We start from the raw sequence: 23842 nt of genomic DNA, 5'->3' as shown, positions 1-23842 counted from the left end.
CGGGATTTCATTTCTTACGGAACGGGCGGACATTAACGCGAAAACCTTGTCATCAATTCACAAATTTAAGGGGAGGCGCTCAACGCGGCTCTCATGATACGCTCGCTGCGAGTCAGAGTCAACTCGAGAAAATTGGCGTGAGAAGAGAGGGAGTAACGGCAACCGAAACATCCTCAAGCCTGTCCCCTCAAGCCTCAAGCCTCCGTTCAAACGCTCGCCAAGGTTTCTGTGCGGAAATCGTTCCATTCATGATCGTACGTCCCGGAACGGGTCAGCTTCACGCCGTTGGCCACAGCGGAGATCATCGTCTCGGCCAACATGATGGGAGCAGCCACGCCGGGCAGCGGGTCTTTCCAAGAGAACACCACGTCGCTGGCAGCGGTCAGTCCCTGCCAGACCGGCAACGTGCCGTAAGCGTGATTCTTTTTGTTCCAGCCATAAATCGCCATGGCAAAGCCCAACATGCGCGTTTGATTGGCCGAAGCTTCAATCAACGGTCCATCCGGTTCAAGAATAGCGCGGCTGAGCGACGTACCACTGTCTATACCGTTTGCTTCATCCGTGGCATTTAAGAAATGCACACCGCTGGTCGAGCGGGGGTTGCATTCGATCACGTGGAATCGTCCCTGGCGATCGCGAATGAAGTCAAACGAAATGAACCCGGTGAAATCAATATGTTTCACCAACTGTTGGACTTGCCGGAGGATGTCCTTCTCTTGAGCGCTGTTGAACAAGATGCCTGCTCGACCGGCGTAGCAAGTCGGTTGATAGGCGGAGTGCAACCGCAAGTGCCCTTGATGGGCAATGCCGAACGAACAGAACAAATCGCCGTCGAGAAACTCCTGAGCCACCCACGGACATTGCGCCGAGGGAGTGACTTCGGTAAAACGTTTGGCGTCGGGGCCTAAGAGGACTTGTTCTCCGAACCGCGAATAGACAGGTTTGAACACAAATTCCGTCGAGCAGTCGGCAAAGTCTTGTAGAGCCTCCGGCCCATCGAGCAGATACGTATCCGGAACCGACATGCCGGCATTGCGGGCGATATCGATGAAGGTGAATTTGTTATGAATTTCGCGGATCTTCTCAAAGTGATCGCAAAACACACGCGTTGTTCCGTCGAATTCTTCGATGCCTTCTGACAGATGCATGACTTCTTCAAAAGTCGGCAAAACCACATCCACAGATTCCCGCTCAGCCAGTTCGCGGATTTCTCGACGGTAGCGCGCCGGATCGCTTCCCGGTGAGCTTGTTCGGAAGTATTTGCATTTGAGGCGTGAAAACCGCGACAACGGAAATGCACGACTGTCAGTCAGCAATACTTCGTGCCCATGCCGAGTCAGATGACGCATGATGTCCAAAACGACGGGAGCGCGAGCTGCGGTGATGAGGATTCGCATCAGATGGTTTTCCTGGGGAAGGACGCCGTCATCGACGGTGGTTTGGTAGGTGGCCAAATAGGGGCCGATTGGGAGGCACCAATGTTGATAAGTATTCCTCATCAATGTTTCCGAAAGCCCCCCGATGTGCCGATTCCGCAACATTTCGCCAACTTGCCTAATGGGAAAATCGAAAATAACGATTTTGCGCACCGTTTACTGCTCGTGCACCCACCCTAGCGAAAGCAATCAACGCGCATACAAAGCCATTCGCGCCATCAAACGCGCTCTAGTGGGTGGGATCGTGAGGAATCTAACGCTCGCGACGTCAGCGACAAGCCACACGCACGCGGTCAGTTCTCTCAACCGCCCTCACGCAACTGGCACAAATGCCGGGCGATGGCGCGTTTGAGGAGCTTCGAGATCAGCCACAATAGAGGGCGCGTCAGTGCCGACTTGGCATGTAGCTCCATTGTGCGCGTGACTTGGGTCCCGTTGTTGGCGGGAGCGAACTCCCAGAACTCATCGAAATGGCTGGCAATGCGTGAGACGGGGGCGGAGAAATCCTGCATGCGGAGTTGCAACCGCCTGGGTAGGTCCCAGACGATGATCTCTTCGGTGTGGCTCGATCCGTCGCAATTGGTCGCGCGAATACGTGTGCCGACAACTTCCGGCGTACGGATTTCAAACTCCGCCTGCTTGATCCCCGGCAACAGGCCGTATCCAGTGAAATCGGGCCAATTGGACAATTCGAGAATGTGAGCCGCGATTTCGTCAGGCGTGTCCGGCAATACGTTTTTGCATGTAAAACGAATTGGAGAGCTCACGAATCGTCTCCCGGGCATCAATCTCGATCGCTGCGACTTTCAAACTACTGCGCGGTTGATCTCGTCGACTTGTTTGTTCAGCGTCCATAAATCATACAGCCAGCCAAGACCAAACAATCCGCCCGATATCAGGTAGATGATCCCGGTGATCCATTTCTCCATGTAGAACCGGTGCACGCCGAACAGGCCCAGGAATGTGAGGAAAATCCATGCCAGCGTGTAGTCCAGCTTTCCCGACTGAAAACGAAAGTCCGCTTGCCGATCCATACCTGGGATTAGAAACAGGTCGACGATCCAACCGATCAAAAACAGTCCGCCCGTGAAAAACCAGATCGTGCCGGTGATTTGCTTGCCGTAATAAAACCGATGCGCGCCGGTGAATCCAAAAATCCACAGAATGTAGCCAATGGTCTTCAAATGTGTGTCGCCGTGCGTGGCGGGGGTGGACATCGTAGTGCTCCAGTTGAGAATGTGTGGATGGCTGCGGTGCGGCAGGCAGGTTACGCCGACCATTCGTAGCGGTCTTGTTTGCGAAATCCCGTAATCTTGATTGTGCCGTCGCCCGAGAGAGCCATTGTGGAAAACCCGTTATTCTCCGGTCCCGTCCCTTCGACCATGGCGACCATCGTGCAGTAGTGGATCCCGCCGATTTGGTGATAGTCGTTTTTGTGGCTATGCCCCTGAAAGACAGCCAACACTTTTTGGGAGTCTTCAAAAAGCTTGCGGACGGCGACGGCGTTTTTAACGCCATGATTGTTGCTGACATCCAGCCGTTGATGGCCAAACACGATGGTCGGCTTGGTCGTCTTGTCGAGATCCGCTTTGAGCCATTCCAATTCCGCTGCGGGGATATTGGGGTCAGTCCACTTGAAATTATTCCGGCCGTACGGTTCGCCATCACTGCGAAAACAAGCGTCCAGCACAACGAAATGGAAATTCCCCGCATCGAACGAATAGTACGATTTCGGTTGTTCGACCGCCGCCAGGAATTCCTCTTTTTTCAACGTCTGCACGCAGTGATTGCCCAACACGTAGTGCCGTGTCTTGCAGGTTTTTGAAAAATCGCGGTTGATGCGTGTGAGATATCCCAGTTCGGTCTCCACCGAGTCGGCTGCGTCGATCAGATCGCCCAGTTCGACAACAAAATCGAGTTTCTGTTTCTGAAACTCGTCCCCCGCTTCGGCCAATTTGTCTAAGCTCTGCCGATAATATCGCGACCCGGCATGCGGCTTGTCTGCGTAATGCAGATCTGTGACCAATCCGATCCGCAGCGGCTGTGCAGCCTCCGTCTTGTCGGCAAACAGACGACGCGGCAACGCGCCACCGAGACTCGCCCCACACAACAGCAGCGAGCCATCGCGCAGAAATGCCCGTCGCTGGATTTGTGTTTTGCGTGCGGTTTTTTCAATCATGGTTGATCTCGTTGCAGTCAGGGATTGAGGAGAGGTTCATTCTAATGAGAAAAACAGCACAGCGGTAGCAACAACCTGCGACCACATCAGCGACATCGCCTCATCGAAGGGGCATTTGCGAAAATATCTCTCACTGTTATTCGCCGGACATCATGGAGTCTTGGAGAAGGTCTCCAATTGTCCAGCAATGGGTTGCATATCTACCGAAGGCTTGTCCGTTACCTGGTCCTCTTCGATTTCTGTGTGGCAATGACTTGAGCGGTATTGGCCAGACCCACTGGTTGCTGCGTCTGGCGGCAAGGGGCTCTGGGATATAGATCGACTGCAACGCCTACGTTGGAAAGCATTTTCCGAATGCTAGTAGTAATCTCGGGGAACCCTTGAGACGGATCTTTCGCCGCAACAGCGCCCAGGCGATATTCTTCTCTTTCGCTAAAAAACCGAGCCACGTTTTCGCATCAGCGGTGACACGTAAATCCGGTTCTCCGTGATGCCCTTCTTCGGTGAAAATCTTTTTGTCTTGGATCACGATAGTCGCCTTACGGTTTTCATCTCCCGTGAAAGTAAAGTGGTATGTGGCGTTCAGACCGTTTGATTTGCCCGGCTGAAATACAAGCGGCACTCCTTGCAGAAAGCCGCTGATGCTGCCGGGCCGCAGGCTATTCCCGACATACTTGGTTTGTTTCTTCGGGAACCGCTTGGCAACGTACGCTTCAGCGTCAGAGTTCTTCAGGACATAGATTGTTTCTTCTTTTTCTTGGAGTGGTTTTACAATCTCCTTCAGGTGCGTCTTTTTGCTAGCCAAGTACGGACCGATAACATCCTCACCCGCAGGGCAGACGGACAGGCAATACGCCGCTTTGTAGTTCGCACCGAAGGAAAGGCTCTGCCACATCGAGGCAGACTCCGAGTCGTTCACGCGTTTGCGATAATCAAAGCGGTTCTTGCTATCGGCAACTTCTTCCGTCCAGTCGGTGAAGCCACCCATGAATTCCCGGTAGTTATGCGAATAACAGGCCGAGAAATTGAACTCACCTTGCGGTGAGATCGCTCCTACTGGGCAAGCTGCCACGCAAAGTTTGCATTCCAGGCAAGGGTTGAAGTCGATGGGTTGACCGTATTGCGATACCTCGGCATCAATTAAGACTGTTCCCAACAAGATGAAATTGCCGAATTTATGGTGAATGACGTTACGGTGAATGCCCATCATTCCCAGACCCGCAGCGACGGCGATAGGCTTATGCGACACGACCCAAATCTTTCCGGGGAACTTATCCATCTCCATCGGGAAGCCCATGGCCGGATTGAGTGCCCTGATGCCCCGATCTTCCAATGTCCTGACTAGATTACGGCCGATCTCGTTGATTTTGTCACCGACATGGTGGAATTCAAGATTGGCCACGCTACGGGCTGGAGTGCGGAGTGGCTCTCGGTGCATGCGCACGATATAGCTAATGAGGGTCTTCGTGCGGGGAAATGCATTCAGTATGTCATCCCGTTGATCATCGATTTCGTGACGGTCGATCTGGACGAAGCCAACATCATCGGCGCCGGCGTCAAAAGCGAGTTGGCGTAGCCAATCGGCATCAAGTGGCTTGGATTCTTGAGCAATGCGAGGCGTCTGTTGGGAGTGTATCCGCTTGACGGTTGGATGTTCGGAGATCTTCATGACGGGGGGGCTCCATTGTTTGTATATGCAACTAATTGTCCAAAAAAAATCAATGTGAGTGAGTGTCTAATTTCAACCGTTCCGCGGTTTGCCCCAACAACTCGACGAAATCGTCACCGAGTAGAGCAGTAGCTTGATGCTGGGCCTTTTCCCACGCTGGGACTGCTTTCTTTAAAAGTTTCGCTCCTTCGCTTGTGAGACGGAATGGCTGCGCTCTGCCATCCGCGTCTGGAATGACCTCCAGCCAACCCCGCGCCTTCATACGCTCAACATTGCGGCTCAATGTCGACACATCCAAATGTAACCTCGCACAGACCTCCGCCGGCCGAGCGATACCCATCTTGCCAGCGGCAACAAGGATATTCATTTGGCTCACCTTGAGACTTAATGGTCTTAAGGCGACGTCGTAAATCTTCGTTACATCCCGATTGAGCATTCTCATTCGCACGGCGATGCATTCTCCGGCAATGGAGTCAATTGTCGGATGGAGTTGATTGGTATTCATATCGCTTGCTCCTTATTATATTGTATATGCAAGTATCTGCATGGCAACCTAATTCGAGAAGTTTTCTTCATCGATGGCCAAGGACCGACTGACTCGGGAGTCTCGCGATCACAGCGATCCGGCAGAAAATGTTCGTCGGCCTTGGTTTTCAAGGGGGCATTGCATCGATGACTGAAACCATCGGTCGCGCACAAAAAAAGAAAGACCGCACAATACGTTGTGCGGTCTTTCTTTAGGTAGAGTGGACAGGGGGGGGGTCGAACCCCCGACACCAGGATTTTCAGTCCTGTGCTCTACCAACTGAGCTACCTGTCCCGCCGTGACATGCTCCGCACGATGCGCTAAATGCTTGTCGGCGAGGTTTTTTAACAGATTCGCAAGCACCTTTCAACCGGATCGAGGCGAAAAGGAGCACCAAGTTTGGGGGCTTCAGCCGATTTGGTCAGAATGTGACGATTGCCCGGGATGATCCACCGCTGTTTGGCCGCATATCGAGTCGCAATCTTTTTTGGTGCGTGGCTCCGGCTATTGTTCTACAAGCCTGTGCAGACGGACGGGGATGGCTTGCGTTTTTACCGAATGGGTGCAAATATCAGTCACTTGGAATGAGAACTTGCTTCTCGATGCGACAACCTAGATCACGCACTGACTGAAAGACACTGATGGTGGACGAGCCCAGGGCAGCCGATGAAATCCAACCAGAAAACGATGAGGTCCTTCCCGCGTATGCCTCCGGATTGACGGAGGATTGGTGGGCGGTCATTTTGGGCGGAGCGATTCTTGCCGTGGCCTTCACAGCTGTCTATGCCTACGGTCAGCTTGAGGATTCGCCGACAGAATATATGAACCCGCTGGCGGAATGGATCCGCAAACCGGGGAGTTGGACGGACAATCCGGCGGTGTCTTTGGTCAAAGATGGCCAATATTCCGTCCTGCTGGGGACGATTGCTGTCTGTGCCGCAAGTCTGGTGATGTTCGGTATCGGCCAATGCGGAATGGGAGAGTCGTTTTCTCGTTTTGCTTGCGGATTTCTTGTGGTGGCTTTGTTGGCAGTTTTGGCCTTTGTGATGGCGGGGCAGGCGACGGTTAAGTTGTATCATCTGGGATATGCGCTGTGGGCCATTGTGTTGGGATTGCTGATTAGCAACACGATTGGCACACCAGCGTTCATCAAACCGGCTGTCAAAACGGAATTTTATATCAAGACCGGTCTAGTGGTTTTGGGAGCCGAGATTCTGTTCGGCAAATTGTTGGCGTTGGGAAAACCGGGGATCATCATTGCCTGGGTGGTGACTCCCATCGTATTGACCACGACGTATTGGTTCGGCCAACGAATTCTCCGCATGGCGTCGCGAACATTGAATATCACGATCGCCGCCGACATGTCGGTGTGCGGCGTTTCAGCGGCGATTGCGACCGCAGCTGCCTGTCGCGCTAAGAAAGAGGAACTGACGTTGGCAGTCGGGATGTCGATGTTGTTCACCGTGATCATGATGATCATCATGCCGGTGTTTATCACCACAGTCGGGATCGACAAAACCGTGGGCGCTGCCTGGATGGGAGGGACCATCGATGCCACCGGGGCGGTGGCGGCGGCGGGTGAGTTTTTGGGGGATGAGTACACCCCCGTTGCGATGACCGTGAAAATGATTCAGAACATTCTGATCGGCGTGATCGCGTTTGCCGTGTCGGTGTACTGGACGATTTATGTTGATCGCGGCGAGAAATCGCAAAAAGTGAGCCTGTGGGAAATCTGGTATCGCTTTCCGAAATTTATTGTCGGTTTCGTAGGCGCTTCAATTCTCTTTTCGTTCATCCACGAAACGCTGCCGGAAGGGCCGGCGGTACTGGATGCCATGATCGGCGGAACGACGAAAACGCTTCGCGGGTGGTTTTTCTGTTTGGCCTTCGTCAGCATCGGCCTAGAAACAAATTTTCGCGAATTGGGAGCGTCATTGCAGGGAGGCAAGCCGCTGATTCTGTATGTCTGTGGACAGACACTCAACTTGAGCCTGACGTTACTGATGGCTTGGCTGATGTTCAAAGTGGTGTTCCCCGAAGCAGCCACCGCTTTGATCAAATAATGTGCAGCAACGAGAAAATGTCCGCCGCGTTCCGCAGTCGCACGTGTTAGGAATCGCGGCAAGCGTCGGTGAAAAGTTGCTTCATTTCTTCGAGGGTCACGGATTCCAGATCGACATTATGCATCGCGAGTTCTTCCATGATCGCGTCGACCATTGAGACAGCAGCACGACGGGATGTCGGAGCTTGGTCGTCGCTGAGGTGTGCCCCCGGAAGTCCTTCCCGGTAGTCAATTCGCCTCATTCGATTCCCCCGCCTCTTCCGTAAAGACGACTGCAACAACCGCTTCGTGCGGTTTCCTGACACTGCCCATGCCTAGGGGCGGCAAGCGACGTGAACGCGCATCCCCCAATTGACTCCCAGCGGGAGGTTTAATGATCTGCGAGTAGTATTTACGATTCTTAGACCAAGAACAATCCGAATCTCTAGATTTTCACCGATTTTTTGAGGCGACATCGTGGTAAGTCAAACCCAATAAGCTCCTTGACGCTGTTTCACATCTCAAGTATTACGGCCAAAATATCAATTTGTTGGGGAGTTCAGTAAGTTTGTGCCGCACCGGGGAATTCGTCGCCGACTGAATCCTCCAAATCCTGAGAGGGCAGCCTGGGAAGACGCATGATTACACTCTATCCATTTCGGATGCGGCCAATTTTTCGCAATTATCCCTGGGGCGGGAGGCGTTTGGGCTCTGTGCTGGGCAAGCCGATCGGTGAGGGGCCCCATTTTGCCGAGAGCTGGGAAATTGTCGATCATGGCGACGCTCAAAGCGTTGTCGCCAACGGTGCTCTAGCGGGCAAAACGTTATCGCAGGTTGTTGCTGAACATGGCGAGCAATTACTGGGAATTCGCTATGCACAAGCGGAATTTCCACTGCTTTATAAATTTCTGGATGCCCAGCGCACGCTGTCGGTCCAAGTGCATCCCCATGACGACATGGCAGCCCAACTCACTCCGCCTGATATGGGGAAAACTGAAGCTTGGTACGTCTTGGCGGCCGAACCGGACAGTTTGGTCTATGCCGGATTGAAACCGGGAACCGATCGTGACACATTGGCCCGAGCCATTGCCCAAGGAGTCTGCGAGGACTATCTGCATGCGATTCCAGTGACTGCCGGCGATTGCGTGTTCCTCCCGGCGGGAACTGTGCATGCCATTGGCGGGGGATTGCTGGTCGCGGAAATCCAACAGGCGAGCGACACCACGTTTCGCTTGTACGACTGGAATTTTATTGGCGCCGACGGTCAGCCGCGCGAACTGCACGTCGAGCAGGGACTCGCCGCCACCGACTTCACCACAGGCCCGGTCGCCTTGCAAACACCGGTTCCTACGGATCGCTCACACGTCGTGCGGCTTGTGGAATGCGACAAATTTGTGTGGGACCGCTGGACGTTCGACAAGCCGGTGGAATTACAGACCGGCGGTGGGTGTCACATTATTTCCGTGTTAGCCGGAGAATTGAGCGTCGAAGGCGATCCCGCAGCACAGTCAGCGGGATTGGGCCAAACTTGGCTGATTCCAGCGAGTGTGGAGGCCGTCACATTAACACCGCGCGGACCCGTGGTGATGTTAGACGCTTATTTGCCGGATTAGCTGTCCGGCTAATGTGGAAAAAGCGGAGAGAGGGGGATTCGAACCCCCGGTCCCGGTTACCCGAGACACAGCATTTCCAGTGCTGCACAATCGGCCACTCTGTCATCTCTCCTCAACTGTTCCCCGTAGGGAATTTATTCTTCGGCAGCCGCTTCATTGGCGGGGGCCAAGCGGCGTTCCGCCATGGCTTTTTCGCGTTCTTCAATTGTGGCAATGGCTTTGAGCCGTTGGCCAATATCGCGAACGGTGGAGTTCAGACCGCGCCAGATCGTGTCGCGCTTGGTTTCCACGCCTGATTCTTTCAATGTTGCTTCACGGGCCGCAAGGGCTTGCTTGGCATTTTCCAGTTGCCGCTCGGTGGCTGCTCGCTTCTTGGTCATGATCGTAACTATTGTCATCTAAAGGAGATTGAGGCCGTTTCTGTGAAATAGTTCGCGGGATCTTGTAGCAATTTCGCCGCGAGGGGATGCAGTTTAGCTAGGCATTAGCCATTTTGCCAAGGCCGGTGGACGACGAATTCCCGCGAAACCGCCGAAACGACCGCCAAATAGCCCTTTAACGGCCGATATCGACGATTCGCCGAGCGCGAAGACTTGTCTTGATCGATTGAACCGCTGCGTCGTATAAATCCGCCTTCATTCCGCCCGAACCGTCGCTTGCTAAATTGATTGGCGTTCCGTCATGTCGATTGTTGTCCGTAACCTCGTCAAATCCTTTGGGGAAACGCGAGCGGTCAACGGAATCGATTTTGAGATACCGGGGCCGAGGATCGTCGGTCTGATTGGTCCCAATGGAGCGGGTAAAACGACGACATTGCGGATGTTGACTACGTTCCTCGCGCCGACCCATGGATCGGTTTGCATAGCCGGGTTCGATACAGTCGACCGCGCGCAGGAAGCCCGTCGGCAAATTGGATATCTTCCCGAATCGACCGCGATTTATCCAGATGCGCGCGTCAGTGAGTTTTTGGCATTCCGTGCGAAATTGAAAAACGTACCGCGTCGCTCGCGCGGCGGCGAGATCGATCGCTGTTTGCACGCCTGTGGAATCGTCAACTTGCGGCAGCGGATCATCGGCCGCTTGTCGCACGGACAGCGAAGGCGGGTGGCGCTGGCCGATGCATTGTTGAGCGATCCGACCGTGCTGATCCTTGATGAACCGACAGCCGGATTGGATCCGTTGCAGGTCCGGCAATTCCGAGGTCTCGTTGCCGAATTGGCCGCCGAGCACACGGTGCTCCTCTCAACGCATGTCTTAGCCGAAGCCCAGGCCATTTGTGGTCGCGTGTTGGTCATGTCTCAAGGCCGAATCGTGGATGACGTCGATTTAGGAACCGGGACCGAATTTCACCATTGCCGATTGGAAGTCTCCGGGACAGCCGAGGTAATTCGTGCGGCCTTATTGACCATTGACAGTGTTATCGCTGTCGAGCAATCCACATCTGGCGATCACTGGCAACGTTTTGAACTCCGTTGCGGCAAAGACCATGACGTACGTCCACGGGTGGCGGAGATTTGTGTGGAGCAGGGTTGGCCGATCCGTGAACTGTCCAGTTCGCTTCCAGAGCTGGAGACGCGATTCGTCCGGGCCGTGTTTTCTGAACCCAGAAAGGCGGCTTGATGTCCGCAGTTGTTTCTCATCGCGACGATACACAACCTGCCGCACGATCCGGAAGCGTTCTCCGTTTGGCTGGAGGACGTGTTTTGGGGGATGTGTCGACAGTCGTCTCTATTGCAGTCTGGGAAATCCTCGGCCACTTTCGCCGCCCGGCAGCCTATGTGATGTTGTTGGCGGCAACTCTCGTTGCGGGCTGGCACTTCTCGTTGCTGATGACCTTGCTAGCGCAGGGACGCGTCGTGCCGCTGCGTCAGGCGGATGACCCGTTGGCGCAGTTTTTGGGACCGAATGTCTTTTTAGTGTTCTCGCTGATGCTGATTGTTCCCGTGGTGACGATGGGCATGGTCGCGGACGAACGTCGGCGAGGGATTTGGGAAATGCTATTAACGACCCCGGTCCAACCATGGCAGGTTCTCACCGGGAAATTCGCGGCGGCTTGGGTTGCAGTGGTCGTCAATGTCCTGCCTTGGATCTGTTGTTTGCTGGCGCTGCGTTACTGGCCCGGGATTGGTTTGGAATTCGATCGTGGCTATCTGATCGGCGGAGTGATTGGCATCGCTACGATTTCGTTATCACTTTGTGCAGTCGGTATGGTTTGTACGACCCTTTGCAAGGCTCCTTTTGCCGCCAGTGTGGCGACGGTTTCAGCCATGATTGGGCTGTTGCTGCTGAGTCTCGTGCCGCGAGCCATGTTGCATTGGCACATTGGTGAAGCATGGATGTCCGTCGCGGAGCGTTTTGCCTGTTGGGAACATTTGGCGCGATTCAGCACCGGAGCAATTGACCCCAGTGTGATTTGCGGCCACGTCAGCTTCTCCGTGTGCCTGCTGTGGATCGCCTGTCAGGCAACACGAGGCCACGATTGAACAACACGGCAAAACACAGTGAGCAATCCCCATCAAAATACTTGAGAGTGACGGCATGAAATTCTTGGGCCAATACTGGCGGCGGGCACGACGCGGCGTTGCGAGCGGCGTGTGCGTGGTGGTGGCGCTGTTGGCCGCCAATTGGGGAGTTGCTGCCGTCGCGCCGCAAGCGTGGGATGTCACCGCCCAGCGACGGCTCACGCTTTCGCCGCAAACGCAAGACGTGCTGGCTGAACTTCAAGGAGCAGTCACCGTGACCCTGTTTGCCGAAAGCGAGGTTCGCACGGCGCGCGAACGGACCTTTGACGACTCGGCGGCGATGCTCTCGGACTTGCTAAAACGCTACCAACAACATATCGACAAATTTGAAATCGAGCGCGTCACCGCCAACGATTCGGTGGCCGGCCAGCGTTTAAAACAACGCTTTCCCGATATCACCGCACCTTGCGTGGTGATCACATATCAACTGCCGGGCGAAGAACCGCGGCATGAGGTCTTGCAGCATGAGGACTTGGCGGAGTTTCACGGAGCCCCGGCGGGACGCGTCGCGGGAGTCGATTTCTTTGCCGAGCAAACGGTCACCGCGGCTTTGGCCCGATTGGCAGAGGGACAACCGCAGGTGAAAGTGTACTGCCTCTCCGGACATGGAGAAGCGTCGTTGGTCGCCGAAGGTTCCGATAGCACGCGGTCGCTCAGCGAACTGGCCGACTACTTGCAGATGGGGGGCGTCCAGATGGAACGGCTCGACTTGAGTCAAGCCACGCATGTTCCGGCCGACGCCGATGTTGTCTTGCTTGCCGGACCGCAGGCTGAATACGATGCCGCGGACGCAGCCAAGTTGGAGACGTATTTCAAACATGGCGGCAGCGGGTTGTTGCTTTTGGATTTTGTACAAAACCATCGCGACGGCACGGTGCTCCCCACAGGACTGGATCGTTTGTTGCGTAAGTGGGGCGTGTTAATAGGAAACGATTTTGTCGTCACGACCACGGTTGATAAGCAGTTGTCGACGGTGGTGCGGGCCTTGCCGGCGGACGGCGATCATCCGTTGGCACGCTCCATGCCACGTGCCTCGTTGGACTTTATGCAGGCGCGGAGTGTGCGGCTTTTGCCTGTCACAGCTGCGCCAACTGCGGTCTGCACGCCGCTGCTGCTTTCGCCGGACGGTCCGCACTGTTGGGCGGAAACCGATGTCGTCTCCAGAAATATGCCGCAATGGAATGACGGCAGCGACTTGCCCGGCCCTGTCTCCTTAGCCGTTGCGGTCGAACGGACCGATCGCGCCACGCCGGCGCCGATGCTGGTTGTTGTGGGCGACGCCGAGTTCGCGACCAACCGCGGCATGACCGGACCGCGTCAGTATGCCGCAGGGACATTTGTGCTGCGGAGCCTGCATTGGCTCGCGGGAACGAAACGAGCGATGCAGGATATTCCGATGCGCCGCTCTCGTCCCTATCAACTCACCGGCACAGTCCAAACGCAACGGGGGCTGGTTTGGAAAACCATGCTCTTTCTGTCAGCACTGGTCAGCACGGCGGGCGCTACCGTGTGGACGATGCGCCGTCACGGGTGACGATTGAGTCGCCAGCTTGGAATTCAGCATTCAATACTGCGATTTTCTGCTCGATTTTTCGGCAGGACCGGGGTTAGAATAGCGACAGCGTTTCGCAGACGGTCCATCTCACGGTGAGCGAAACGACGCAGCGACGATCATGGTTCGTCGCCTTCCCTTCCTCAATCAGTCGTGGCTGTGAGATTCGTCGATGAGCAATCCGATCAGAGTGGAGTGCACACATTGCTCCAGTACATTCCGTGTGAAAAGCGCCGGGGCCATTGGAAAGACCGTCGACTGCCCCAAGTGCTCTGGCAAATTTGTCATTCAGAAACCAAGGCCAAAATCGAAACCCAAGCCCAAGCCCAAGCCAGCTCCGGAGTTGGCCCCAGACGAGAATGTTTTCGTTCGAGACATCGACGAAAACCGACGTGCCCGCCGCCAACGCCGACGGACCCCGCAAGTGGAAGAAGAGGTTCACGAACCTGAGGAAGTGCCATTGGCATTGGCCCTTCCGCAGTTAAGGCGACTGAAGAAAAAAACGGACCCGTCCGAAGAGTTGGAGGAAGAGACGGGGTGGCTGTCGATGGGAATGGGGGTCCCGGTGTGGATCATCGGCGGATTACTTGGCAGTCTGGTCGGCCTTGGCCTTTGGGCATTTATAGGCTTTCTCATCCCGTTTCCACTTGGTTGGATGGCTGTGGGGATGGGGTTCCTGGTGGGGTTGGGCGTGCGATTTTCCGCCGGGGAGGATGATGGGATTGGACCGGGAATCACAGCGGCTGTCATTACCTTGTTCGCGATCATTCTCGCTAAATTAATTACGGCAATGATCATCGCATCTATGCTCACCGATATTGTAATGGGACCACCAGCGAATGTTGAAGATCTATCGATTCAACAAGTCGCAGATAAAATCGTTGACGAGCGGATGGATGCGGGGCAAGACATTCAATGGCCTGACGATCAGTGGCGTTTGGACGATGTCGGGCAAGACGTTTCGTCTGAGTATCCGGAGGATATCTGGGCCGAAGCAGTCGAACGTTGGGAAGAGATGCCACCCGAAGAGCAACAAGAGTTGCGTGAGAACGCGGAAAAGGATCTGGAACTCGAAGAGGAAGGCCACGAAGAATTCGAAGCTGAGGGGGTTGGATTTATTTTTCTTCTTAGCTTCGGCTTGCTCGATTTTATTTGGATTCCGGTCGCCGTATTTACCGCATTTCAGCTAGGGGCAAACATCGCCGACAATTAACCGCGGCTCGCCAACCCCCAAATCCTCGGCATCTCCAAGTGGTGATGTTTATCAGCCACAGATTGAACACAGTTAAACACAGATTCCAAGGCGTCAAACCTTAAATCCCAAACCGACGGCTTGCCATCGTGCAGAGCAAGCTACGCCAATGAACGCACCACGGTCGAATTCGATTCGAAACATAAGAACGTTGTTTCGTGTCTTTCGTGGTTTTTCTTTTCCTAACAAAGCGGAATCAACTGCGTCACGCAATGTAAACGCGCATACATCACGGGCCATCGTTGCATCCTTTCTGCAAAAGCGCTAAATTCAATGATTCTTCGCGAGTCATTGATAGTTATCCGAGGGAGGAGCGCGACTCTCTCTCTTCACCGCGCGGTGCGTCCGCGTTTTGCTCCAATTTTTCAGCGCTACGCGAAACATTCGAATAGACAAGGTACGGTTGCATGAACACGAAAACGAAATTGCTTTGCGGCGCGGTAACAGTCTTGGCGTTGGGAGCGTCGGTCTATTTGTCTCTTCCCCAAGAAACGCAAGGGCGGGACGAACGGCAGGTGGCGCCGCAACTTGCGAAGGCGCAGGAGACGTATCGACCCAGCGCGGTGCCGGATCGGATTGTGCTGACTTGGAAAAATGATGTCGCTACCACACAAACAGTCACTTGGCGGACCGATACGTCCGTCACGAAACCAGTCGCACAAATCGCTCTGGCAGAGCAGGGGCCTTGGTTTGTGAATAAGGCACTTCAAATCAATGGCACGACACAGGAGTTGGAGTCGGACCTAGGCAAGTCGCATTATCACTCGGCCGAATTCACCGATTTGACGCCCAAGACGCTCTATGTCTATCGCGTGGGAGACGGGGTGAATTGGAGTTCCTGGATCCATTTTCGCACGCCCAGCTCCAAACCGGAACCGTTTACGTTCATCTATTTCGGCGACGCACAGAACTCGTTGAAAGCGCATTGGGCACGGGTCGTTCGTGAAGCGTACGCCGATGCTCCCCGCGCGAAATTTATGTTGCACGCCGGCGATTTGATCAACAATGCGATTCGTGACGAAGAATGGGGCGAGTGGCACGATGCCGGCGGATGGGTCAATGGCATGCTCCCCAGCATCGCCATCCCCGGAAATCACGAGTATGCGAAGGAAGATATCCAGGGCAATACCTACCCCATCGGCCGTCGCCGCCTCGCGCCGCATTGGCGCCCCACGTTTGAGTTTCCCGACAACGGACCGCAAGGACTTGAAGAAACGGTGTATTGGCTCGACTTCCAAGGCGTGCGAATCGTCTGCCTGAACACCAACGACAAAATCAAAGAGCAGGCCGAGTGGATGGACGAAGTACTCGCTGACAATCCCAATCGCTGGACGATCGTTACGCAACACGCGCCGATCTATTCCGCCAGCCGCCGCCGTGACAATCCCGAAATTCGCAATGCTTGGCAGCCGATCTTTGACAAACACCACGTCGATATCGTGCTGCAAGGACATGACCACAGCTACGGCCGCACCGGTTTGATGGTCCACGAAAATGCCGGCACTGGGAAAAACGTGCATGACTCTCGGGCGGGGACGATGTACGTCGTCTCGGTCAGCGGCCCCAAGATGTACGATCGCAACGATTTCGAGTTTGTTCGCCGTGCGGAGGATACGCAGCTGTATCAAATTATCAGCATCGACGGCGACGAATTACGCTACGATGCCAAAACCGCCACCGGCGAATTGTACGATGCCTTCACGCTGAACAAACGGGACGGTCAAGTGAACGAGCTAGTTGAACGCATCCCCAACACCCCAGAGCGACTCCGGCCGGGTTCGTTGGAGTAGCCAATGCGATATCACCTTATGCTTCTAACGATGAGTATTGGTTGAATCTCTGTACGTGAAATTCTCGCAGAACTATACGGGGTTTCTCGCTATGTTCCCTCGAATTGATAAGTCTCGCGTCGCGATCTCATGCTTCGTGGTGCTGCCCATTCTGGTAGGAATAATAGGGTGCAACAGTCACAATCCTCTTTCAGAAGCACAAGCCATGTCAATTCTCGAAGAGCGCGGAGGAAAGTTTTCCGGTCCCGTGGACAAGCCGGATAGCTTGCTCTGGGTGCATGCAGAAATAGATGACGAAGGTCTTCAAGCATTGACTTCGCTGAAGGAATTGCGGGAACTAACCTTGCGGTACTGCACGATAACCCCCAATCAACTTGAGGAACTCAAGTGGCTGACTTCGCTACGTCGCCTTACTCTGGATTCCTGCGGAGTAGATGATGTCGGGCTAGCGGCCTTGTCAAATAATATGACCGTGATTAACGCACTCGACCTGAGCAGTAATGACGGCATCACTAATGAGGGATTGGCATCCCTCGACAAATTCGACCACCTTAGGTCTTTAAAGCTCACATCGCTAGGACTCACCGACGCCGCGCTAAAATACATAACATCTCGAGCCGAATTGGAAGAGTTGGCCCTCGGCTTCAACAAAATATCCGACGCGGGCGTCGAGCAATTAGCGGGGCTCAAGTCGTTGCGTAAATTAGAATTGACGTCGAATGAGATAAGCGACGCTGGCCTGGCAGCGATTCGCTCAATGAAGTCGCTCCAGCATCTGTCGATCGACTACAACAAAGGCATCACGGCGAAAGGGATGGCGCATTTAAAAGAGTTGACGAATCTTCAAGAACTTCACATCGGGAATCTCTATCTCGACGATGCATCGCTGGCACCGATTTCGGCTCTTGAGAATCTACGCATGCTTTGGCTTTCAGAAACTTATCCCATAAGCGATGAAGCGGTAAAACACATTGTCAATTTGAAGTCTCTCACAGAGTTGAGCCTCGAAAACACAAAGGTTTCCGATATCGGAGTCGCAATGTTGAAGGAGTTACCTATTCTGGAGACATTGAACGTAGGCGGCACGCAAATCACCGACAAGGGTTTAGAGCACATCGGTGCGATCAGCACACTAAAATCACTCGGCCTACGAGCCGTGAAACACTCTGATGAGGGCTTGGCTCATTTGAAAGGGCTTTCCAATCTGGAAAGTCTCGACATTAGCGAAAAGCGAATCAACGGCACCGGGCTCAAGTACGTGGCCGAACTGAAGAATCTTCGCAGTCTCGATCTCGGATTCACAAAAGTCACCGATGATACACTTGTTCATCTCCGCGAATTGCCCAAACTTGAACACCTCGGCCTTCAAAAATCTTTTGCTGTTAAGACGTCGGAGATTTCTGATGACGGACTACAGCACCTCGCCGGTCTTTCCGAACTTCGGAGTCTGGACTTAACGGGCACAGCAATTACTGACGAGGGGCTGATGCAACTCAAGGACTTGGTCAAGCTCGAAGCAATTTATGCTGAAAGTACTAGCGTCACCTTAGAAGGGGCCGAGCAACTGGAAGATGCATTGCCGGATTGCGGTATTTATTGCGACTAGTCGTCACGCTCCACGCTCAAACGATCTCCACCCGCTCCCGCCCAGCAGATTTCAGCGCCGCCAGATTCACCTTCAACGTGTGCTCCGCTTCGTCGAGTGTGCAGCGGACTGGTTCTTGGCCGTCTGCGGCGGCGAGGAAGCGGCGGGCTTGTTCGCGGAAGAGGTCGTCGCGTTCCAGTTTCGCCGGCGGATTCCAAGTCCAATCGTCGTCGCCGTGCCGCAGCGTGCCGATGTTTTGTTCGTGGAAGACCAACTTCACGCTCCCGCTGCGGCAATTGAGACGCACGACGGTTTCGTTGGGGGCCATAAACTGATTCAGCGACGCATTGACCATCGTGCGACCGCCGCCCGTTCGTCCGGTAAGGTGCACCGTGTCTTCGACCTCAACCCCTTCGAGCGCCTGATGCCCGGAGTCGCAGAATACCCAATCAAAATCACCGGCGAGATACTGCACCATGTTGAATTGGTGAGTGGCTGCGTCTTGAATCGCGCCGCCGCCTGTTTCGTGTCGCGTGTAATAAATCTCGCGATACGCCGGTCGAAACGTGGGGAAATGTTGCCCGGAAGCGGCAACGACTTCCAGCAGGTCTCCCAATTCACCCGATTCCAAAATCTGCTTTGCTGCTTGCACCAAGGGATTGACCCGCAGCACGTAGGCGATATTCACCACGCGTCCCGCCCAGGCAGCACGCAGTCGGGGAATGTCCTCCAGCGACGTGGACAACGGTTTTTCGATCATGAGTGCGTCTGCATGTTCGGCCAACGCGACTGCATGTGCGACATGTAAATGTGCCGGCGTACATATCACGGCGGCGTCCCAGTGTTGTTGAGTCGCCTCGGACAGATCGGCGAACGTTTTCGCCAAACCGTACCGCTGGGCCAATTGGCTGCGGATTTCTTCGCGGACATCGCACAGTCCGACTTCCGCGTCATTGTCAATATCGCGAAAACAACGCAGATGTCGTTCGCCAATCGAACCGCCGCCGACGATGAGGATTTTTCTAGGAGTGGACTGAGGCATGGAAGCGTCCGTTTTGATTATGTGATAGCCATTTAAAGGTGTATCGCAGAATGCGTGGGCGATAGACCGTCTAGGATTGGGCAGTCAGGAATTCTGTTCTTCGTCTCTTGACCAACATCATGACCAAGAAACTCAGTTGGCATTTGAACGCCGAAGGCGTGAGACATCTTAGCCTAGGGTCGCGAATGTAATGAGCGCACCCTAGGTTAGAGAACAGACATTGGAACGCAACCCTGAAGGGGTTGTTCAATCACTGGTTCATCGCGAAATTATGATTGATTGGGTTGAAAAACCCCTTCTCGGTTTGTGCGAACGAATCAAACCATTCCCCAGGGCGGCGCGGCTTTGCCGCTTGCCCTGGGCTGGCATGTGTTACCCCTTCGGGGTAAATGACACGTCATAAATATCAAATGCAGGTCCAGCCGCCGTCGACCATCAGGTTGTCGCCGGTGATGTAGCTGCTCGCCTCGGAAGCTAAAAAGACGACCGCGCCTTTGATGTCTTCGTTGTCCAGCATGCGGCCGACCGGAACGCGCTTGGTGTAGTTGTCCACAAACGATTGTGGTTGATTGTTGAAGTACCCGCCAGGGCTGATGCAATTGGCCCGCACGCCCTGCTTGCCGTAATAACTCGCCAGATACCGCGTGAAATTGATCATTCCCGCTTTGACGAACGTATAGGTCGGCGGTTGGACCATGTCGGTCCCTTCGTACAATGTGGGGTCATTGGAGACCACGCCGTAGATGCTGGAAATATTGACAATCGATCCGCCACCTTGACGCACCATGTCTTCCACAAAGAGTTGGCAGATATGAAACAACCCGCCCAAATCCCCTTCGCCCGCCTTGCGCCACACGTCCATGTTCTGCGCCTTTAAGTCACCGACGTGCCCGGCGCGTTGCAGTGCGCTATTCACCAACACGTCGAGTTTTCCGAATTGGCTAATGATTTGATCGTGAAGTTGCTGCGTCGATTCGGGATCCCCCAATTCGAATTCCATTCCGTGTGCGTCATACCCTTTTTCTCGCAGCTTTGCCGCGAACTCCTGATTCCGCTCCAGTGATCGCGAAGCCGTAATCACCGTGGCGCCGGCTTCGGCGAGTCCTTCGGAGAGGCTGCTGCCGAATTGCGGTCCCGCTCCGGCGGTCACGAGGGCAACTTTTCCGGCCAGCGAAAAACGGTCTAAGATACTCATGTTGCTCAATTCCATGCGAAGCGATGAATCAAATCGCGGTTGGTTATTCTTATCGGGAAGAGGGATCGGGCCGTCCTGCGCAATTGCGATACGGCGGCTGGCAAAGGCCAGCATCAGCTGAACTCTACCGCCACGTTACTCGATGCCCGGTGGGATGACAATCAATCGAAATTGCGAAACGGACGGTCGAAAATCTTGTATTTCAATCAGTGATCGCATATTGTCACCGGTGCAGCGCTAGTAAACCGTCGTCGTTGGATGATGAATGCAAACTTCAACGAAGCATTCATCGGCCCAATCTCAGCGTGCGTCTCACTGGAATTCGTGCCGTGGTTTATTGCGAGCGGGCATTTTTTGTAAACGGGCATTGTTTGTAAATCAGTACGGGCGATTTTGATCCGGGGCGGGTTTCCGTACGTTGCACTGCTAAGTGCAGTTGTGATTCTGGTTGAAATCGTCAAAAGCGCTGAATGGCGTCAGTCACTGGCGTCCAGGCATCAGCGCTGTTTTTTCCATCCGATTGAGGAGAGCTGTGATGCGTAGATTATTGCTGTTGCCGGGCGTGCTGGCATTGTCGGTCGCTTTTATAGGATGCGGCGGCGGCGAGGATGCCCAAACGCCCGAAAAACCGGCCGAGACTGATGCTGCGGCAGGAACCACCAAAGTGGGTGAACCTGAGGTGGCCGCCACCCCTGAAACCAAAACCGATACACCTGCAAAGACCGAACCGAAGTCCGAGAAGCAGCCCAAAACCGCGGCGACTGGCAAACCGACTTCGATGGCCACGGGCGACAGAGTTGGCGTGGATACCACCTACGTGCTCCCCGAAGCGGTTGCCGTCTTGGTGGTTCATCCGCAGCAATTGCTCAAATCGCCGTTGTTGTCGGAAAACCCCACTGTGGCCGGACAATTGGCCGCAACGTCCCAAAAGTTTGGTGTCGACCCGTCTGACATCGACGAAATCGTCATCAGCGGTGGCCCCCCCACAGGGCCTGAAGGAATCCAGGAACCCGTTTCCATTGTCGCCACATTCTCCAAGCCACACGGTGGCAAGGCGATGCTCGATAAAATGGCGGCCGACAACGATGAGATCGCTGAATTGGTCGATGTCGAGTATGCCGGGACCACCTTTTATCATGCGGTCCCAGCGAAGCCGGCTGAAGGGGATGACGCAGCCGAACCCTCTCCGTTCGAGCCGCCGAAACCGCAGGCTACCGACTCGTACGTGCTGTTAGCCGATGAGACGACCGCCATCGTGGCGCAGGATGAAGCGGTCATCAAAAAGTTGATTGATGGCAAAGGTTCTGTGAAAACACCGTTGACCGAAGCCTTAGCCAAAGTCGACGCTTCGTCTGATCTTGTGTTGTTGGTGAAAGTGAATGACCAATTGCGCGAAATGGCAGCCTCCCAGACGGATCGTGCTGCCGGGACACCCTATGAGAAACTTCCCGAGCAATTGGATATGGCTGTCGTTCGGGCGACAATCTCGCCGGACATCCGCGTGCAATCCACCATTTCGTTGGTCGACGAACAGGCGGCTGGTGAGTTTGCGAAAGCGATCACGCAATCCGTACAGGAGGCGAGCACCGGGTTGGATGCTCAGTTGAAACAAATGGAAGCTGCACCTCCCGGGGGACCCGCCTCAATGATGTTGCCGGTTCTGAAAGAAGTGCAAAAGATGTTGGCCGGTATCAGCACCGAACAAGCCGGTGCTGACGTCGTGATCGACATGGCAGGCTTGAACGACATCAACTATCAAACGTTGATGCAAGCCGCCATGATGATCGCCATGATGCAAGGAATGGGCGGACCCGGTGGCCCGGGACCCGGACCTGGCGACTTTGAACCTCCGGCAGACGACATCATTTTACCGGATCCCGCCGATGAGGCCCCGGCGGATGGCGAAGAGGAAGAAGAAGCCTAAATCAAAGCTGTGGCATCAACCACGAAACGACCACGGCGGTCGCGATTCTCGGAAATCGCGACCGCCGTTTTTTTATTCACTGCAAATCGGGATCGCCCGTTTCACGGCGTAATTCCAGCAACCGCTTTCGCAGCATTTGCACCGTTTGTTCGTGCTCTGGTTGCCCGTAGAGATTGTGCACTTCATCCGGATCGGCTTGCAGGTCATACAACTCGTATTCCTGCGGTTCCGCGAAATAGTGAATGTACTTCCAACGATCGGTCCGGACCCCGCGATGTTTGCGGACACTGTGCGCGCCGGGGAATTCGTAGTATTCGTACAGCCAAGCATCACGCCAGGGGGTCTCCTTGTCTCCGGCGAACAATGGCACTGTGCTGCGGCCGTGCATCGATTCAGGAGTTTTCACGCTGGCCAAATCGAGCACTGTGGGGGCAATGTCGACGTTGGTCACCATACGGTCATCGACGCGGCCCGCTGCTATCTGCTTGGGATAACGGATCAATAGCGGCACGCGGATGGACGGTTCGTGCATCAACCGTTTGTCAAACGCCCGCCATTCTCCGTGGAAAAACCCATTGTCCGAGGTATAGAGAATGGCCGTGTCATCGAGTTCTTTGAGCTCTTTGAGCGCGTCATAGACGCGGCCGACGTTCTCATCGACGGCGACCAACGTTGCGTAGTAGTCCTTAACGAAGCCGTCTAATGAACGAACGTCGTTAAAATCCCCGATACGGTTATCGGCATTGCGAAACGCGTCCGGTTTTCCCGGCATGCCTTTGAGGTCGGCGTCATAGGTGCTTGGTTTGGGGATGGCGACATCTTTGAATAAATCGTGATGCCGCCGCGCCCGCAACCAACTGCGATGCGGGGCTTTGAACCACACAAACAGGCAAAACGGCTTGTCCGAATCGCGCCGCTTCAGCCACTGCACCGCTTTGCCGGTGACCACATCGTCCATGTACCCTTCGCGGGGCAAATCCTCGCCGTCGACCCCCTCGGCGATCACCGGTTTGAGGTAATTTCCCTGTCCTTGGAAGCCGAAGTAGTAATCCCATTTGCGATCACGCAGTGCGCCGCGTACGTGGGATTTTCCGCAGAATGCGACCTCGTAACCCTGCTCGCGGAGGATCTCCGGCAGGATCGGCGTCGTGGCGGGGATCCGTTTTTTCTTGTTGTCGCGCACGCCGTGTGTGTGAGAGTATTGTCCGGTCAACAATGTCGCGCGGCTTGGAGCGCAGAGTGAATTGGTGACGAACATATTCGTGAATCGCAAACCTTCGGCGGCCAAGCGGTCGATGTTAGGGGTTTGCAGAATCGTATTGCCGGCGCAACTCAGCGCGTCAAAGCGTTGGTCGTCAGTCATAAAAATGACAAAGTTAGGCCGCGGCGGCTCGGCGGCTTGGATACGATCGGCCCCCAGCCAAACAGCACCCAGCAGAGACAAGGTCAGGATCATGTGTCGAATGGTCATGTCGATTTTGATTCCCATAGAAGATCATAGGATTGGACTTTCTGG

The 23842-nt window shown here is 54.6% G+C and carries 20 protein-coding genes and 2 tRNA genes; 9 read left to right on the top strand and 13 right to left on the bottom strand.

Translation table 11 applies throughout. The annotated features are described in order from the left end of the window. Positions 1-206 precede the first annotated feature (206 nt). The 7 genes from Mal52_RS16415 to Mal52_RS16385 all read right to left on the bottom strand — a co-directional run bounded on the left by Mal52_RS16415 (position 207) and on the right by Mal52_RS16385 (position 6104). A complete protein-coding gene (locus tag Mal52_RS16415) occupies positions 207-1499 on the bottom strand; it encodes an ATP-grasp domain-containing protein (RefSeq protein ID WP_197534253.1) in 1293 nt (430 codons plus the stop codon). Positions 1500-1738: 239 nt separating this feature from the next. Beyond that, positions 1739-2203: an SRPBCC family protein gene (locus Mal52_RS16410; protein WP_197534252.1), complete on the bottom strand. Its 465-nt coding sequence runs from the start codon at positions 2201-2203 to the stop codon at positions 1739-1741. 39 nt (positions 2204-2242) lie between these two features. Further along, entirely contained in the window at positions 2243-2653 is a 411-nt protein-coding gene (locus tag Mal52_RS16405; RefSeq protein WP_145377271.1) for an NINE protein, read from the bottom strand. A 50-nt stretch (positions 2654-2703) separates the two neighbouring features. After that, the gene (locus Mal52_RS16400; protein WP_145377270.1) at positions 2704-3615 is read right to left on the bottom strand and encodes a metallophosphoesterase; all 912 of its coding nucleotides are present in this window, start codon (positions 3613-3615) and stop codon (positions 2704-2706) included. Between the two features lie 331 nt (positions 3616-3946). Next, on the bottom strand, positions 3947-5284 hold the full coding sequence (locus Mal52_RS16395; RefSeq protein WP_145377268.1) for an SCP2 sterol-binding domain-containing protein: 1338 nt from the start codon (positions 5282-5284) through the stop codon (positions 3947-3949). Between the two features lie 49 nt (positions 5285-5333). Continuing rightward, complete coding sequence (locus Mal52_RS16390; RefSeq protein ID WP_145377266.1) at positions 5334-5789, bottom strand: MarR family winged helix-turn-helix transcriptional regulator; 456 nt, start codon at positions 5787-5789, stop codon at positions 5334-5336. A 242-nt stretch (positions 5790-6031) separates the two neighbouring features. Continuing rightward, positions 6032-6104, bottom strand: a tRNA-Phe gene (locus Mal52_RS16385). Between the two features lie 347 nt (positions 6105-6451). Between Mal52_RS16385 and Mal52_RS16380 the strand changes: the two genes are divergently transcribed. Next, the gene (locus tag Mal52_RS16380; RefSeq protein WP_145377264.1) at positions 6452-7873 is read left to right on the top strand and encodes a YeiH family protein; all 1422 of its coding nucleotides are present in this window, start codon (positions 6452-6454) and stop codon (positions 7871-7873) included. Positions 7874-7919: 46 nt separating this feature from the next. Here the strand turns inward: Mal52_RS16380 and Mal52_RS16375 are convergent, their stop codons facing one another. Next, a complete protein-coding gene (locus Mal52_RS16375; RefSeq protein WP_145377261.1) occupies positions 7920-8114 on the bottom strand; it encodes a hypothetical protein in 195 nt (64 codons plus the stop codon). Between the two features lie 375 nt (positions 8115-8489). Here Mal52_RS16375 and Mal52_RS16370 point away from each other — a divergent pair, with 375 nt between their 5' ends. Further along, on the top strand, positions 8490-9464 hold the full coding sequence (locus Mal52_RS16370; RefSeq protein WP_145377259.1) for a type I phosphomannose isomerase catalytic subunit: 975 nt from the start codon (positions 8490-8492) through the stop codon (positions 9462-9464). A gap of 23 nt (positions 9465-9487) precedes the next feature. Here the strand turns inward: Mal52_RS16370 and Mal52_RS16365 are convergent. After that, a tRNA-Ser gene (locus Mal52_RS16365) sits at positions 9488-9576 on the bottom strand. Between the two features lie 22 nt (positions 9577-9598). Beyond that, positions 9599-9844: a hypothetical protein gene (locus Mal52_RS16360; RefSeq protein ID WP_145377257.1), complete on the bottom strand. Its 246-nt coding sequence runs from the start codon at positions 9842-9844 to the stop codon at positions 9599-9601. A 301-nt stretch (positions 9845-10145) separates the two neighbouring features. Here Mal52_RS16360 and Mal52_RS16355 point away from each other — a divergent pair, with 301 nt between their 5' ends. From Mal52_RS16355 to Mal52_RS16330, 6 genes are all read left to right on the top strand, one after another. Further along, positions 10146-11084, top strand: a complete 939-nt coding sequence (locus Mal52_RS16355) for an ABC transporter ATP-binding protein (protein WP_145377256.1) — start codon at positions 10146-10148, stop codon at positions 11082-11084. Next, the gene (locus Mal52_RS16350; protein WP_145377255.1) at positions 11084-11947 is read left to right on the top strand and encodes an ABC transporter permease; all 864 of its coding nucleotides are present in this window, start codon (positions 11084-11086) and stop codon (positions 11945-11947) included. The genes Mal52_RS16355 and Mal52_RS16350 overlap by 1 nt, the downstream gene beginning before the upstream one ends. Positions 11948-12002: 55 nt before the next feature. After that, entirely contained in the window at positions 12003-13520 is a 1518-nt protein-coding gene (locus tag Mal52_RS16345) for a GldG family protein (RefSeq protein ID WP_145377254.1), read from the top strand. Positions 13521-13962: 442 nt separating this feature from the next. Then, positions 13963-14751, top strand: coding sequence for a hypothetical protein (locus tag Mal52_RS16340; RefSeq protein WP_145377253.1), 789 nt, complete (start codon positions 13963-13965; stop codon positions 14749-14751). Positions 14752-15197: 446 nt separating this feature from the next. After that, a complete protein-coding gene (locus Mal52_RS16335; protein WP_145377252.1) occupies positions 15198-16580 on the top strand; it encodes a purple acid phosphatase family protein in 1383 nt (460 codons plus the stop codon). 205 nt (positions 16581-16785) lie between these two features. After that, positions 16786-18186 (top strand): leucine-rich repeat domain-containing protein, encoded by a 1401-nt coding sequence (locus Mal52_RS16330; RefSeq protein ID WP_197534251.1) that lies wholly within the window; start codon positions 16786-16788, stop codon positions 18184-18186. A gap of 16 nt (positions 18187-18202) precedes the next feature. Here the strand turns inward: Mal52_RS16330 and Mal52_RS16325 are convergent, their stop codons facing one another. Both Mal52_RS16325 and Mal52_RS16320 read right to left on the bottom strand, forming a co-directional pair. Next, the gene (locus tag Mal52_RS16325; RefSeq protein ID WP_145377250.1) at positions 18203-19207 is read right to left on the bottom strand and encodes a Gfo/Idh/MocA family protein; all 1005 of its coding nucleotides are present in this window, start codon (positions 19205-19207) and stop codon (positions 18203-18205) included. 406 nt (positions 19208-19613) lie between these two features. After that, positions 19614-20402: an SDR family oxidoreductase gene (locus tag Mal52_RS16320; protein WP_197534250.1), complete on the bottom strand. Its 789-nt coding sequence runs from the start codon at positions 20400-20402 to the stop codon at positions 19614-19616. Between the two features lie 535 nt (positions 20403-20937). Here Mal52_RS16320 and Mal52_RS16315 point away from each other — a divergent pair. Beyond that, positions 20938-22326, top strand: a complete 1389-nt coding sequence (locus tag Mal52_RS16315) for a hypothetical protein (protein WP_145377248.1) — start codon at positions 20938-20940, stop codon at positions 22324-22326. Positions 22327-22402: 76 nt separating this feature from the next. Here the strand turns inward: Mal52_RS16315 and Mal52_RS16310 are convergent, their stop codons facing one another. Then, positions 22403-23797, bottom strand: coding sequence for a sulfatase family protein (locus tag Mal52_RS16310; protein ID WP_197534249.1), 1395 nt, complete (start codon positions 23795-23797; stop codon positions 22403-22405). Positions 23798-23842: the final 45 nt, after the last annotated feature.

This window comes from Symmachiella dynata (genome assembly GCF_007747995.1).
GTDB classification, from domain to species: domain Bacteria; phylum Planctomycetota; class Planctomycetia; order Planctomycetales; family Planctomycetaceae; genus Symmachiella; species Symmachiella dynata.
This window is presented reverse-complemented; position numbering and strand designations above follow the sequence as displayed.

Bases quoted from the DNA above. Each gene is read 5' to 3' on its own strand.
- Mal52_RS16350 (WP_145377255.1), top strand. From the start codon at position 11,084: ATGTCCGCAGTTGTTTCTCATCGCGACGATACACAACCTGCCGCACGA.
- Mal52_RS16335 (WP_145377252.1), top strand. From the start codon at position 15,198: ATGAACACGAAAACGAAATTGCTTTGCGGCGCGGTAACAGTCTTGGCG.
- Mal52_RS16355 (WP_145377256.1), top strand. From the start codon at position 10,146: ATGTCGATTGTTGTCCGTAACCTCGTCAAATCCTTTGGGGAAACGCGA.
- Mal52_RS16405 (WP_145377271.1), bottom strand. From the start codon at position 2,653: ATGTCCACCCCCGCCACGCACGGCGACACACATTTGAAGACCATTGGC.
- Mal52_RS16345 (WP_145377254.1), top strand. From the start codon at position 12,003: ATGAAATTCTTGGGCCAATACTGGCGGCGGGCACGACGCGGCGTTGCG.
- Mal52_RS16415 (WP_197534253.1), bottom strand. From the start codon at position 1,499: ATGAGGAATACTTATCAACATTGGTGCCTCCCAATCGGCCCCTATTTG.
- Mal52_RS16310 (WP_197534249.1), bottom strand. From the start codon at position 23,797: ATGACCATTCGACACATGATCCTGACCTTGTCTCTGCTGGGTGCTGTT.
- Mal52_RS16360 (WP_145377257.1), bottom strand. From the start codon at position 9,844: ATGACCAAGAAGCGAGCAGCCACCGAGCGGCAACTGGAAAATGCCAAG.
- Mal52_RS16380 (WP_145377264.1), top strand. From the start codon at position 6,452: ATGGTGGACGAGCCCAGGGCAGCCGATGAAATCCAACCAGAAAACGAT.
- Mal52_RS16370 (WP_145377259.1), top strand. From the start codon at position 8,490: ATGATTACACTCTATCCATTTCGGATGCGGCCAATTTTTCGCAATTAT.
- Mal52_RS16375 (WP_145377261.1), bottom strand. From the start codon at position 8,114: ATGAGGCGAATTGACTACCGGGAAGGACTTCCGGGGGCACACCTCAGC.
- Mal52_RS16315 (WP_145377248.1), top strand. From the start codon at position 20,938: ATGCGTAGATTATTGCTGTTGCCGGGCGTGCTGGCATTGTCGGTCGCT.
- Mal52_RS16395 (WP_145377268.1), bottom strand. From the start codon at position 5,284: ATGAAGATCTCCGAACATCCAACCGTCAAGCGGATACACTCCCAACAG.
- Mal52_RS16330 (WP_197534251.1), top strand. From the start codon at position 16,786: ATGTCAATTCTCGAAGAGCGCGGAGGAAAGTTTTCCGGTCCCGTGGAC.
- Mal52_RS16400 (WP_145377270.1), bottom strand. From the start codon at position 3,615: ATGATTGAAAAAACCGCACGCAAAACACAAATCCAGCGACGGGCATTT.
- Mal52_RS16325 (WP_145377250.1), bottom strand. From the start codon at position 19,207: ATGCCTCAGTCCACTCCTAGAAAAATCCTCATCGTCGGCGGCGGTTCG.
- Mal52_RS16320 (WP_197534250.1), bottom strand. From the start codon at position 20,402: ATGAGTATCTTAGACCGTTTTTCGCTGGCCGGAAAAGTTGCCCTCGTG.
- Mal52_RS16390 (WP_145377266.1), bottom strand. From the start codon at position 5,789: ATGAATACCAATCAACTCCATCCGACAATTGACTCCATTGCCGGAGAA.